The organism is Neisseria sp. P0009.S010, from assembly GCF_051958545.1.
In the GTDB taxonomy this organism is placed as follows: domain Bacteria; phylum Pseudomonadota; class Gammaproteobacteria; order Burkholderiales; family Neisseriaceae; genus Neisseria; species Neisseria subflava_A.
This window is the reverse complement of the sequence record NZ_JBQCVH010000001.1, coordinates 334,611-348,130: the sequence shown is the minus strand read 5'-3', so window position 1 is coordinate 348,130 and position 13,520 is coordinate 334,611. Positions and strand designations below refer to the sequence as shown.

Below are 13,520 nucleotides of genomic sequence, written 5' to 3'. Positions count from 1 at the left end.
GCGGGAATAGCTCAGTTGGTAGAGCGCAACCTTGCCAAGGTTGAGGTCGCGAGTTCGAGACTCGTTTCCCGCTCCAGTTTAATTTCAGATGCATTCAAATGCGGGAATAGCTCAGTTGGTAGAGCGCAACCTTGCCAAGGTTGAGGTCGCGAGTTCGAGACTCGTTTCCCGCTCCATTAAATCATGCATCCGAATACGCGGGAATAGCTCAGTTGGTAGAGCGCAACCTTGCCAAGGTTGAGGTCGCGAGTTCGAGACTCGTTTCCCGCTCCAGTTTCAATACTACCAACACTCCAAAGTAGTTTATTTGGCGAGATAGCAAAGTGGTTATGCAGCGGATTGCAAATCCGTCTACGCCGGTTCGATTCCGACTCTCGCCTCCATCCATTTCATGGCGGGGTGGCAGAGTGTTTATGCTATAAGGGGTGCAACCCTTATATAGGCCGGTTCAAATCCGCGCCCCCGCCTCCAATCTATCAATTTATTGTCTACGCCCGGGTGGTGAAATAGGTAGACACAACGGACTTAAAATCCGTCGGCCCTAAACCGGCCGTGCCGGTTCGATTCCGGCTCCGGGCACCAATAAATATCTGAATTTATTGAAAAACCTAAGATTCTAAATTTCTAATTGACAGCTTATTTGTAAGGCTGTCTTTTTTGTTTGTGCCTGATTTGTGTCTAACTTGCGCCATTTGTGTCAAATGTGACAAGCTCGTGCAAAACTTGAGCATGTTGATGAAGATGCCCAGGAGCCAAATGTGCGTATCTCTGCACCATCCTTAACGTCTTCCAACCACCCATTTCTTGCAACACTCTCCGCTGAACTAACCAACTTGCCCAAGTGTGCCTTAAATCGTGCCAAATAAAGTCTTCTATTTCTGCCAGTTCTAACGTCTTCTTCCAATATCGGCTGTTAATGCCGCTAATTGGTTTATTCCACTTATTCACAAAAACAAATTTCTTATGCTTGCCTATCTGCCGCTTTAATACTTCAACAGCAGTATCATTCAAAGCAACACCCAGTACATTTCCAGCTTTCATTTCATCAGGATGATACCAACAGACCTTCCTATCTAAATCAACCTGATTCCATGTCAAACCCAAACCATTTGCCTGTCGCAAGCCGGTATTTATACTAAATAATTAATTATCATATCAATACTCAAAATTGAAAATGTTTGAAGGTAGTAAAATTGACTTTTCCTCCTTTTTATATTTGCCTATCAATATACCTTTTTGGACAACTACGCTTTATGGCCCGCTGGCTCGATGGCATTAAACAAAGGTCGTCTGAAACGGTTTTTCTATTTTCAGACGGCCTTTTGAATTCATACAAACTATGGCTTGCTTATCTTTATAATTGGCTAAATTTCCAATAATCCCGTCCTTCAATTTTCCAGTAACAGAATTCATCCGGTATTAAATACCCAAAATCCATTGCCTTTGAAAACCAGCCATCATAGACATAATCTTCATGACATCTGTCCCAATCCATATGCAGATACACTTCCGTATCAAAATTGATATAGAACAAAGGCAGCCTCGAAGAAATCTGATTGATTTTTAAGAAATCACTTTGCTGGCCAGAGTCTGAGATAGGATCATTGTACGACAGCTTGTTCTCGACAACGGAATATAACCTTACTGCTTCAGCAGAAGTAAACCCCTGAAACATCAGTTCCTTCAATTCATCTTTTTTTAATACAATGACTGAATCTGATTGAAGATAGCTTTCGAAATTGTCCTTAGTTAACTGCCAGATGCCATTACGGTAATTTTTATAATCATAATTATATTGTTCTTTAGTTATAATTCCTTCTCTTAGGTAAATGTCAAAAGATATTTTTGCATTTAATTCAAAATTTTCCTTATAATCAATTAAATAATATATCTTTTTCTTATAGACAAAAATAGATATGCATTGAGTATATTGAAAGATGGCATTTAATAATTCAGATTTAAATTTCTCAATTTTTTCCATATTTGACAAATTCCTTAATAACTTTATCTTCAGCAAGTCGTAGCCCACATTAAATCTGCAGCGAAGGTGTGCGCGGTACGCACGCACGCGAGCTTGAGTCTAATAAAAAGGTCGTCTGAAACATTTTTCCAGCTTTCAGACGACCTTTTGTCAAATGTTATCGGCAGCGGCTCAATACCAACCTTAAACCTGCTCCGATTTCTTCAGGGCTGTTATCCAATGATAAAATAACATCGTCTGCATCAATGGCATCCCACGCTTCCAGCTTGACATGGCGGCTCGGGCTGATTTTCAGGCAACCGTTGTGCAGCCAAATATCCCCGCTCATCATGTTTTTAAATAAAGCGCGTCTGGTTTTATAGCCCAAGTTCCCGCATAGGTTGGCAACCCAATCCTCATAGCGTTGCCGAAATTTTTCGGTATCAAAAAAATCTTGGTCTTCCGAACTGTCATAAACGAAAGTCCTGCTGTTTGCCAACGCTTGCAAAACCGTCGTGCCTAAAGTTCCATTGTCGGTATCCAACGGCAGGATATGAGGGGGATATAGGTGGTCTGGAGCATATCGCCCAAATCCTGACCATGTTTGAATAATCAAGGCTCTTTCATTTGCCTTATAGCCAGCCCAATAATCTTGTTCTTGATTAAAAGTCATTTATTTGATCTCCGTAATTTTGACTGTAATGTTTCGATTTTTGCCATACTCTACCACACGTTGCAACTGCAATCTTTGCTCCTTATTAGTTTGTGCGGGTATGGCCAGATGGATTTCGCGCTGTTTGATCATGTCGGCCCTTAATGTCATACCCGAAAGGCTATGACGTTCAAAATTTGCCGTCTTAGAGTTGTCTTTACACTGCTGCGGATAATGGTTTTGCTGGCCGTGCTGCCGATATGGGTGTGGCGGCGGGTTGCTTTTGTCTGATTACTGTGGTGGCTTGTTGAAAGAAAGGTCGTCTGAAACCGTATTTGTTGTTTCAGACGGCCTCTTAGCTCAAACCTTGAGAACCGCATGCGTGCGTTCCGCACACATCCTACTTGTTGAGTTTAGGTTTCATATGGGCTACAGCTTGCACATAAACTCTACGTGAAGGATTCGTGTAGCAGCTATTTGCGTTATGGGTGTTTTATGTAGGTTAGGGTTTACTGTATTTAGACTTTATACAGACAATGGTTTGTTGAATAGCCAATAGTTCAATCTCATTATGTGTATTAATAGTTAAATTAATTTTAATATTATTAACAAAATAATTAATATTTCTTCCATTATTCAGGATTTCCTTCTTATCATATAATTTACTTTCTTCAATTTTCTTTATACCATCATGAATAGATATGAAATTAAAAGGTGATAAATCAGTTTTTTTGAAACCATCTTTTTCTTTCATGAAAAAAAATATTGTATCTAATTTATTATTAATAAATAAAATACTAATTCCAAAATCAAAGAACTCGTGATAAATATAACCTAGGTCTCTCTCCCATTCAGTATTTACGTAACAATTAGATGAGGGTAACCCTAATATTTCCCAAATAGTTTTGTTATTTTGTTCTATATACCAAATATTTTCCAATTCTGGTTTCATAATTACCATAACTTAATACCTCTTATCTCATTTTTTTCTTTAATGTCTTTAATTGCTTGTTCAATTTCAGATTTTGTATATTTTCCAGATTTTTCAAGATTCTTTTCAAGTACAGCCAAGTCTTTACATTGAGCTGCACAAAGATTTTGAGCATCTTCTTGAATTTGTTCCTGAGTGTTTCTGCCCTTATATGTCCTACTCTGCTTATGAAATTCATGTGGCAGTGTTATAGCTGTAGATTCATTTTTTAATTGCCTCAATTCTGATGCAGTTAAAGAACGACCCAGTATTGTTTCATTTGCTGCTACTAAAGCTGCAAAAGAAGGAATATGGTCATGTTCTAAATTATCTCCTTTAACATCTCCTTTTTTCGCTTCGCCATAACTCTTGACATCCAATTCGTTTGCACGAATTTTGGTTAGCCGAGGAGGGTTGATACTCCCCATTTGCTGCAGCTTCAAGGAAGATGTTGTCGGCAGTCCGCCCCAATCAATCCGATATGCTGTGTTTCCCACCGTCTTAGCAAGAACAAATGAACTGCCCAATCCAGCCAAGCTCGACCCTAGCTGTTCAGGATTGTTATTCGCGATGCTGTCGCCCACTCCCCATGAGGCAAGTCCTACTGCAACCGGCGGATATACACTGACTGCATTGATTCCCGCATCAATGATCAACTCACCCGAACCTGCACCATGCTTGGCTTTTTGTCCCATAATGCTTCTGGAAACAGGGAGATCTGTATCAAATATAACATTGATGCCCGCGCTGCTAACGTCCGCAATCTGTGAACAAAATTATTTGTTACCGCCCCATCGGCCGCCATCCCGCCCTGCACGGTATCCGCAGACGAATTTCCCGCAGCCGCCCCGGCGGCCGTACCCAGTATCCTCGTGATGGCCGAAATGGTCTCTTTTTCCTCCGCGCTCAGGCTGCCGCCGTCGCCTTTTCCGTACAGCCATCTGCCGATGACGGATGCGGCCGCTTCCGCGCCTCCCGATGCCAGCGCGCCGGTTAAAGCGTCGCTGCCGCCCGCTGCGGATACCGCCGCCCCGAGTACGCCGTGGGCGAGGATGTGGGCAGTTTCCTGACCCGCCGTCAGCCTGCCGTCCGGATTTTCCTGCGCCAGCCCTTTGAAGTATTGTCCGATTTGGTAGGACAGGGCGGGACTCGCGGTGGCGGCCGTTATGCCCACCACGCTATCGGTCGGGGCGGACAAGCCCGCGCCTATCATGTTGAGCAGGACTTTGCCCCGCTGCCTTACTTTGAGGCCGTCTTCGTATTCATTCCGGCTGATTTCGCCTTTTTCCCATTTTTCCTTCAGCCCGTCCAGGCTGCGTTCGATTTCGGTATTGAGGCCTTGCAGTGTCCCGCCGAACTCCTGCGTTACTTCCCTTTGCAGGTTGATTTTTTTGGCCACCGCGTCTTTGTCGAAGCTGTTTTTCAGACGGCCCGAGTGTTGATCTGCAGTTTCGGTGTCGATGCCGGTGTGGATACGCGCTTCGGTTTCTTTCGCAGTCCTGCCTGTTCGGGCAAGTTGTCCCGCTTCGTCGGTGATGTGTATGTTGCGGGTGTTGATGCCGCTGCGGGTGGTGCTGTTTTTGCTGTCTCCGTCGCTGCCGTAGCCGGCTGCCGAGCTGATCCTGTCGGCAGGCCTGCCTTGTTTGTCGGTAACCGTGCCGTCCCAGCCGCCGTTCAGATCCAAACGGCCGCCGATGCCGAAGCTTTTGCCTTCGTAGCGGCTGTGGTTTTGAATGTCGCCGGCAGCAAGGGTGGCCGTCTGAAAAAGGGTTTTTCCTTTGTCTTCGGCACTCTTGCCGGAGGTGATGATGCCGCCCTTGAGGTCTGTGTTGTCTCTGACTTTGATTTGATAGCCGTCTTCTCCGGCATAAATACCGCTTTGCTCGGTTACCGAGGCATGGTCTGCTTTGACTTTGCTTTGGCTGTAACTGCCGCTTGCACTGAATCCGTAACCGACGGTAACTTGGACATTGCCGTTTTGCTGTTTGCTCTGATAGGTTTCGCTATCTTGTACGCTTTGAATACTTAGGTTTTTGGCATTAACTTGTACGCCTGTGCCGCATACTTGTGCGCCTTTGATGATGGTATCGCCACCACTTTGGATAAGGGTTTGGCTGCCTTTTTCTCCTATGTGGCTATGGCGGTGGGTTACGCTATCGCCATTGCCGTAGCCTTTGCCGACATTGCCGCCTGCGGTAAAGCCTAGACCAGCCTCCTTGTCCGAATGATACGGCAGCACCTGCGTTCCAGCCGCTGCTTTTGTTGTTGCTGCGTTCGCTGCTGCTTTGTTCGGCGGATTGGAGTGTGATGTCGTTATCGGCAATCAGGCCGGTTCCTGCTTTGCCGGCAACATCTGAGCCGGTAATGTGGATATTGGATTGTTCTGCTGCGCCTGTGGCGATTAATGTGGTTTTACCGCCTGCTTGAATTTGACTCGCTTGGGCTTGGCTTGCTTGAACTCGGGTGGTTTGTCAGTTTTGCTGTTCGCCGTAGGTTATAGAGATGCTGACTTGTTTGGCATTGGTTGTACCATTGGCTAAGTTTTGTGCACTCTTACCTGTTTGATAGGCTTACCAGCCTGCATTGGCAGCTGCCATGGCATTGACACGACCATTTTTGCTTTGTCCGACTTGTTTGCTGCTTTGTGCGACGGCAATCGCTTGTTGTGCCAAATCGGTAACGGGCGAACTGAATGCCACCGTTAAGCCTTTTTGTTCATAGATTTGGGTGGTATTACTGTTTAATTTGTTGTGTGCCGCTTGAATGTCTATGCTTTGGGCATGGATGATATTGTTGCCTTCTGGGCTGGAAACGGTACTGCCGATTTGTTCGTAGTGTTTGCCTGCAACAATGGTGGTATCGCCTTTCAAGCTGCCTACGGTACTGCCTGTATGTTCGTTGCTTTGGGATTGGTTTTCTTGTGTGTTTGTCTTGCTGCCAATCGTGAAGCCAATCCCTGCGCTCATCAAGCCTGATTTTTGGGTTTGATGATAGCCTTCGCTCTGACTTTGAGTTTGGGTTGTACCAATGCGAACATGATTGCCTGCTTGAATCCGGGTGCCATTATCGGAAATAACATTGCTGCCAAGAATGTTGGCATCGTTTCTTGCCTGCAATACAACTTGCTTGCCTTCAAAGGTGCTGCTTTGGGCGGTTAGGAATAAACCTATCCTGTTGAATACATTGAAGCCAAGTACGCCTATCAACACTATATTAAAACACAGCCTTAGGATATATACCTTTTATATAATCCTTATTTAAATAAAAACTCTTATAAAAATCTGTGTTATCTGTCGGGATTGAAAAAAAGATTTTATCTTTCTCATCAGGTTTAAATTTGTTATCAATATTAAAAAGAGAATAAGGATCACAATGAGTTTGACATACTAATGGTAAAAATTTATATCTTGGATCATGAGATATTCGATATTTATCAGGATCGAAAGATGCTAAAAATTCATCAATATTGGTATCAGATATTTTGTCATCACTAATAAACATCGCTAGAGATGGGTGACCTTGATTTTCCATTTGTTGATTAGTAAAGGATATAAATGCTAACTTGCCATTGTCGTCATACCACATAGATTTATAGTTATTGCCTTTGGGAGAATAAATTCTAGCAACACATAACATAGCTCTATCTTTACAGTCGTTATATTGAGTTTCATCAAACTCAACTGCATGGCACAATAAAGGCAATAGAAAAAACAGGGTTATTAATTTATTACTATACATAAGACGGCTTTCTATTTATTCGATAATAAATCTAGTTTTCAATATTTGATTTTGTTCTGGGTTGGTATACATAATAAATTTTACTGCTCCAAAATCTGATATTAAACCTACAACTTTTCCATTTTCCGTATAATTGTCAGGTTTATTTGCACTAATAATTTTATCTTTTAGATGTGGGAATTTTTCTTTTAGAATATCACTCTGTACATTCATCCCTTTTTTATAAATATTATCTGAGAACATCTTTAGTCTAGCATGATATTGGGCTGCTAAATTTGCATCTTGCAGCAAATTATGCTCTTCAGATGTCAAATTTCGACCTTGTTGTTGTTTCAACTTTATAGGTGTTGCATATGTTAAAAAAGCTTTTAAACGATTATATCGATATTTATGTAAGATTGAATTTAGTTCTGTTTCCGCCTTATCAAATTCTTCACTATTTTGGGTATAATTTTGAGAAATTAAACGTTCAACTATAGGTTGTGTAATAAGTAAACGATTTGCTAAATGCTGATATTCTTTATTTGTTTGAGCATTATCATTCATGTTTGGTGTATTAAAATCACTTGGATCCCAAATCATTTTGGCATATGAATCAACATATAGTGTCGAATTATCTGTAATAGGAAATTTATTTTCATCAGGGTTTTTCATGCTACTAATTAAAAGATTTTCAAATACAGTTTTTCCTTGTAAAACAATTGGTGCTCCTGTTTTATCAGATACCAAAGTTAATACACCATCTAAATTTTCATAATGATAACCATCAATGACTAATCTATTGTTTCCATCAACTTTCAATTTTAAATTTGGAGTAGAGGGTGCGATGATATTAATAAATTGCATTGCGTCATTTTTGTTTGGGAAAGAAATATAATTATTCTCCACCGCACTATTCGCATTCAGGCTGCCTTGCACTCCATCTGTTGCACTGTTGCCCACTGCCGCACCCGTTGCCGTACTCAATAAGTTTGTAATCGCTGTTACAGTTTCTTTCTCTTCCACCGTTAAGTCGCTTCCTTTTTCTTTGCCGTATAACCATTTGCTGATGTAAGGCGCAGCTGCTTCCGCTCCACCTGCACTCAATGCTCCTGCTAGGGCGTTATTGTCCCCTGCTGCTGCAACCGCTGCTCCTAATACCGCGTGAGCAAGAACGTGAGCGGTTTCTTGACTGGCGGTTAGTTTGCCATTCGCGTTTTGACCGGCTAAATCTTTAAAGTGCTGTCCAATCGCATACGATACGGCCGGCGATGCGGTAGCCGCAGCGATGCCTGCTCCGCTTTGGGTCGGCGCAGCTAAGCCTGAGGCTAACATGTTGAGAATGACTTTGCCTTGTTGCCAATTATCTGCTTTTGCTGCCGCATCTTGAGCTTCATGAGCTTTGCGTTTGGCAGTTTCCATATCGCCATTGGCTAATGCCTCGGCTGCTGCTGTTTCGGCTGCTTCTTTGTCTGCTTTGAGTTTGTCTAAATGTTGGTTAATCTCGGTATTGGCTTGTTGGACATTTTTACTAAAATCTTGGCTGACGGTTCTTTGTAAATCCAGTTCACTTTGCACTCTATCTTTGTCAAATACGTTTTTCAGGCTGCCCGAATGTCGTTCGGCGGTGTCTGTGGTTACGTTTGTATCAATATCGGCTTTGGTTTGTGCCGCTGTTTTGCCTGTCAGTCTGATTTGTGTGGCTTCGTCGGTGATGTGTATGTTTCGGGTGTTGATGCCGCTTTTTGTGATGCTGCTTTGACTGTCGCTGTCGCTGCCGTAACCTACTGATGAACTTGCGCCGTTTTTATCCGCTACGCTTGTCAGGTGTTTGTTTTGAGGCTTATTTTGTGCTCCCTGTCCCAGTGTTTTGCCGCTTACGGCAACGCTGGCACCCAATCCAAAACTTTCGCCTTTGTAGCGGCTGTGGTTTTGAATGTCGCTATGGGTGAGGGTGGCCGTCTGAAAGCGGTTTTTGCCTTCGTCTTCTGCGCTTTGGCTGCTGGTGATGATGCCGCCTTTGAGGTCTGTATGGTTTCCGACCTTGATTTGATAGCCGTCTTCTCCGGCATAAATACCGCTTTGCTCGGTTACCGAAGCATGGTCGGCTCGGATTTTGCTTTGGCTGTAATCGCCACTGGCACTGAAGCCATAACCTACGGTAACTTGTGCACTGGCGTTTTGTTGTTTGCTTTGATAGGTTTCAGTATCTTGAACACTTTCTATATGCAGGTTGCGCGTATCTGCCTGTACGCCTTTGCCGATAAGCTGCGCACCTTTGAGGGTGGTATCCCCGCCGTTTCGGATAATCGTTTTGCCGGCCGTGCTACCGATATGGGTGTGGCGGTGGGTTGCTTTTGTCTGATTGCTGTGGTGGCTTGTTGAAAGAAAGGTCGTCTGAAACTGTATTTGTTGTTTCAGACGACCCTCTTGGCTTAAACCCTGAGAACTGCATGCGTACGTTCCGTACACATGCTACTTGTTGAGTTTAAGTTTTATATGGGTTACGGCTTGCTTAATTGGCTTTGGGGAGTTTTAAGCCTGTGTACGTAATGTAATTAGGGTTTACTTACTCTAAAATATAATTAAATTTTTCTTCGAATCCATAATCCTCATCTTGTTTCTTAACTCTTTCTAGAACCTTTACTATTTCAATAAATATATTTTCTAATTGATTTTTTGAGAACATAGCATCTTTCCATACCAAAGTAATCGGTCGTTCTAAATTTGTGCTTAATAAATCCCACAGAGCATCAAGATTGTTCCCATAATAATCATGTATAGAAAATATTTTTGAAATTTGATTATGAAAATCTTGTTCAGTATAAATTTTACTGCCGATAATCTCTAATTGCATAAGTTATACTCCTATTTACAAGTTCCAATTTGTGTTGCAGAGATATAACGATCAGTTGTTATATAGCAATCCATCATTGGAATACAACAATCTAGTACCAGCCTGATTCGATCTTGACATAGTGTTTATTAAGCTAATGTTCGCTTCATACCATATCCTACCCTGTTTAGCAGGTAAAATATTTGTAGAATTTACAAAATATCTCCCCTATGTTGCCTATATGGATGTGGAGATAGGCTGCTTTTGTCTGATTGCTGTGGCAACTTATTAAAAGAAAGGTATTTGTTGTTTCAGACGACCTTTTGGCTCAAACCTTGAGAACCGCATGCGTGCGTTCTGCACACATGCTACTTGTTGAGTTTAAGTTTTATATGGGCTATGGTTTGCATTTCCAAATGCGCTTGTTATTTAAAAAAAGAAAAATAAACCTGTCTGTTTGGAAATAGCCAGCTGAGTTAAAAATAAAATATTTTGATATATTCTAAGAGGGATATCTGTCAATGCCTGATGGGAATTATCTTGTAAAAAATTTTTTAGAATAATTAATTTTCTTAAATCAATTATTTTTTCATCCTCATAATCATCTATATATGTATCTATTATCTCATTTATTTTATCGAAGAAATTTTTCTCAAATAACAAATTAACCTCTTGTTCTGAAAGTTTAAATACATATAGTTCATTATCATCAGCTTGATCGTAATCTAATTTTTTCATGGCTTCAACACTTAAAGGGACAACTATCTGTTTCATATCAATGACTCCTTATCTTAAAATGTGTTATTTCATTATATTCAGCTTGAGTGCGTCCCTGCTGCTTACCATTCGTATTAATTTTAGGGGCTTTACTAGATTAGCAGATATGCTACCCTTGAAATATGATTATAATACACTGAAAATTAAAGAAAAAGTACAGATGGATAATCTAGTACAGTCCCTAAATATAAATAGACTAAAAAACTTCCAGTCATTTTTATTTTACTGGTTATAGCATCGTCTCATTTCATCTATTCACACCTATAATATCTCAACAGCTTTTACAAATACTCCAGCAGATCCACTGCTACCCTACTAAGCCTTTTTGAAACCTTTGTTGTAAAAAACGCTATTTCCATTCTTATCGAATAAAGGCAAATTTATAATTTTAAAGCCTCCCAAAATGATGAGGCCGTCTGAAAATCCTTTTTCAGACGGCCTTTCTTCATTTAAGCCAAGAAGGATTAAACCAAGTTTTCCAGCATCCATTTAACGTAACGGCTGACGCCTTGTTTTACATCCAAGAATTCTTCTTTATACCCGGCTTCGCGCAGCTTGGTGATATCCGCTTGAGTAAAGCTCTGATATTTGCCTTTAAGCGCATCTGGGAATGGGATATAACGAATAAGTTCTTCTTCAACCAACTCTTTCAAACTCATTTCAGGCTTGCCTTCGGCTGCACGGCAGGCGTTGACGGTGGCAGCGGCAAGATCGTTAAACTGTTGGCTACGACCTGTACCGAGATTGAAGATGCCTGAAAGCTCGGGATGATCGAAGAAGTAAAGGTTAACTTTGGCAACGTCTTCTACGCTGACAAAATCGCGTGTTTGCTCGCCATTACCGTAGCCGTCATTAGCGCCAAACAGATTAACATAACCATGCTCGCGGTATTGGTGGAAATGATGGAAGGCAACCGATGCCATACGGCCTTTGTGTTGTTCCTGTTGTCCGTAAACATTGAAGTAGCGGAAGCCGACGACTCGGGCGGTCAAACCTTCTTCCATTCGGCGGCGCAATACTTGGTCAAACAAGAATTTAGAGTAGCCATACACATTGAGCGGTTTTTCCAGTTCGCGCTCTTCGCGGAAGATTTCGCCCTTACCATATACAGCAGCGCTGGAGGCATAAAGGAACGGAATGCGTTCATCCTGACACCAGTCCAAGAGATCGAGCGTGTACTGGTAGTTGTTGTCCATCATGTAAAGACCATCATGATTCATGGTATCGGAACATGCGCCTTGATGAAAAACGGCTTCGATATCGTCGTAAGGCAGAAGATGGCCGCGCACTTGGCGGATAAATTCGTGTTTATCGAGATAATGGGCAATTTCACACTCGGCAAGGTTTTTAAATTTTTCGCCTTTGCTCAAATTATCGACGGCAACAATGTCGGTAATACCGCGCTGGTTAAGTGCTTTAACGATGTTGCTGCCGATAAAGCCGGCCGCGCCTGTTACGATAATGGTCATAATGAGTTTCCTTTATTTTGATTTTTCAGACGGCCTTGAAGTAATCATGCCGTCTGAAAATAAAAACTTGTCTGTCTGGATTATTTTCCAACTCTATTTTCAGACGGCCTTTAGATTTTAAGGCCGTCTGAAACAGCAATTATTGCTCTTCCAATGCCTTGGTCAATTCGGCAAACGAGCAAACCGCCGTACCAAGTTTTGCCACGACAACGCCCGCTGCCGTATTAGCAAGGTGCATCGCTTCAGGCATGGTATAACCAGCGGCCAAACCCAAACCCACTCCGGCAATAACAGTATCGCCTGCACCCGATACATCATAGACTTCTTGGGCCCGTGTAGGCTGATAAATCGGCTCACCCTCATTGAACAGGGTCATACCCTCTTCACTTCGGGTCAGCAAAATCGCGGTCAAATCAAGATGACGGCGCAGGTTTTGGGCTTTTTCAGTCAAATCATTTTCGTTTTTCCAGCTGCCCACCACTTCTTTCAATTCTGCACGATTCGGCGTAATCAGCGTAGCGCCGGCATATTTCTCGTAATCATCGCCTTTCGGGTCGATTAAAACGGGTTTACCGGCCTGCTTCGCCCAATCGATCATATCGGAAATATGCGACAAACCGCCCTTGCCGTAGTCTGAAAAAATAATGGCATCGTATTCAGGCAACACTTCTCGATATTGATGTTTGATTTGTTCCAACACCTCACGATGAGGCAATTCTTCAAAGTCAAGTCGGATAAGCTGCTGGTTGCGGGCAACGACACGCAATTTGACAGTAGTCGCAATTTGCTTATCGCGCATCAGATAGGAAGAAACGCCGTCTTGCATCATCAATGCGTCCAACGCATCTGCAGCTTCATCATCGCCGGTCACGGACAACAGCCCTACTTTACCGCCCAATGAGGCGATATTGCGCGCAACGTTCGCCGCCCCACCCGCTCGTTGGTCGATACGGGCGATTTTCGCCACCGGCACTGGGGCTTCAGGAGAAATACGGGACACATCGCCAAACCAATAGCGGTCGAGCATCACATCGCCGACGACAAGGACTTTGGCTTGTGCAAAACGTGATTTTAGGGTTTCTTGTTGGAACTTGGTTACCATACTGGCTCCATTAAAATCTCTGTGTAAGGCTTGTTAT

11 protein-coding genes, 6 tRNA genes and 2 pseudogenes are annotated in these 13,520 nt (G+C 42.6%); 6 read left to right on the top strand and 13 right to left on the bottom strand.

The window, feature by feature from the left end; all coding sequences use genetic code 11:
* From ACTHSN_RS01630 to ACTHSN_RS01605, 6 genes are all read left to right on the top strand, one after another.
* Positions 1-76 (top strand) — tRNA-Gly (locus ACTHSN_RS01630).
* 24 nt (positions 77-100) lie between these two features.
* Positions 101-176: transfer RNA gene (locus ACTHSN_RS01625), tRNA-Gly, on the top strand.
* A gap of 21 nt (positions 177-197) precedes the next feature.
* Positions 198-273 (top strand) — tRNA-Gly (locus ACTHSN_RS01620).
* Positions 274-309: 36 nt separating this feature from the next.
* Positions 310-383 (top strand) — tRNA-Cys (locus ACTHSN_RS01615).
* Between the two features lie 10 nt (positions 384-393).
* Positions 394-471 (top strand) — tRNA-Cys (locus tag ACTHSN_RS01610).
* Between the two features lie 21 nt (positions 472-492).
* Positions 493-582, top strand: a tRNA-Leu gene (locus tag ACTHSN_RS01605).
* Positions 583-678: 96 nt separating this feature from the next.
* Here the strand turns inward: ACTHSN_RS01605 and ACTHSN_RS01600 are convergent.
* From ACTHSN_RS01600 to rfaE1, 13 genes and pseudogenes are all read right to left on the bottom strand, one after another.
* Positions 679-1,104, bottom strand: a complete 426-nt coding sequence (locus tag ACTHSN_RS01600) for a site-specific integrase (protein WP_234395971.1) — start codon at positions 1,102-1,104, stop codon at positions 679-681.
* Positions 1,105-1,354: 250 nt separating this feature from the next.
* Positions 1,355-1,981, bottom strand: coding sequence for a hypothetical protein (locus tag ACTHSN_RS01595; RefSeq protein ID WP_107768769.1), 627 nt, complete (start codon positions 1,979-1,981; stop codon positions 1,355-1,357).
* Positions 1,982-2,138: 157 nt separating this feature from the next.
* Positions 2,139-2,633 carry a contact-dependent growth inhibition system immunity protein gene (locus ACTHSN_RS01590; protein ID WP_107768770.1) on the bottom strand — a complete coding sequence of 165 codons (495 nt, stop codon included), beginning with the start codon at positions 2,631-2,633 and terminating at the stop codon, positions 2,139-2,141.
* Positions 2,634-2,765, bottom strand: coding sequence for a hypothetical protein (locus ACTHSN_RS01585; protein WP_349267089.1), 132 nt, complete (start codon positions 2,763-2,765; stop codon positions 2,634-2,636). It lies immediately after the preceding gene.
* Between the two features lie 349 nt (positions 2,766-3,114).
* Entirely contained in the window at positions 3,115-3,564 is a 450-nt protein-coding gene (locus ACTHSN_RS01580; RefSeq protein WP_440365021.1) for a hypothetical protein, read from the bottom strand.
* Between the two features lie 2 nt (positions 3,565-3,566).
* On the bottom strand, positions 3,567-4,277 hold the full coding sequence (locus tag ACTHSN_RS01575; RefSeq protein WP_070460939.1) for a hypothetical protein: 711 nt from the start codon (positions 4,275-4,277) through the stop codon (positions 3,567-3,569).
* Positions 4,278-4,357: 80 nt separating this feature from the next.
* A pseudogene (locus tag ACTHSN_RS01570) lies at positions 4,358-6,737 on the bottom strand (hemagglutinin repeat-containing protein); the annotation flags it as partial.
* Between the two features lie 58 nt (positions 6,738-6,795).
* Positions 6,796-7,320, bottom strand: a complete 525-nt coding sequence (locus tag ACTHSN_RS01565) for a hypothetical protein (protein ID WP_070460937.1) — start codon at positions 7,318-7,320, stop codon at positions 6,796-6,798.
* An 876-nt stretch (positions 7,321-8,196) separates the two neighbouring features.
* Positions 8,197-9,657 (bottom strand): annotated as a pseudogene (locus tag ACTHSN_RS01560) (hemagglutinin repeat-containing protein); the annotation flags it as partial.
* Between the two features lie 211 nt (positions 9,658-9,868).
* Positions 9,869-10,156 (bottom strand): barstar family protein, encoded by a 288-nt coding sequence (locus ACTHSN_RS01555; protein ID WP_070644911.1) that lies wholly within the window; start codon positions 10,154-10,156, stop codon positions 9,869-9,871.
* 408 nt (positions 10,157-10,564) lie between these two features.
* The gene (locus ACTHSN_RS01550) at positions 10,565-10,909 is read right to left on the bottom strand and encodes a hypothetical protein (protein WP_070461500.1); all 345 of its coding nucleotides are present in this window, start codon (positions 10,907-10,909) and stop codon (positions 10,565-10,567) included.
* 467 nt (positions 10,910-11,376) lie between these two features.
* Positions 11,377-12,381 (bottom strand): ADP-glyceromanno-heptose 6-epimerase, encoded by a 1,005-nt coding sequence (gene rfaD / locus ACTHSN_RS01545; protein ID WP_070461498.1) that lies wholly within the window; start codon positions 12,379-12,381, stop codon positions 11,377-11,379.
* 139 nt (positions 12,382-12,520) lie between these two features.
* Positions 12,521-13,483 carry a D-glycero-beta-D-manno-heptose-7-phosphate kinase gene (gene rfaE1, locus ACTHSN_RS01540; RefSeq protein ID WP_070461497.1) on the bottom strand — a complete coding sequence of 321 codons (963 nt, stop codon included), beginning with the start codon at positions 13,481-13,483 and terminating at the stop codon, positions 12,521-12,523.
* Between the last annotated feature and the right edge of the window lie 37 nt (positions 13,484-13,520).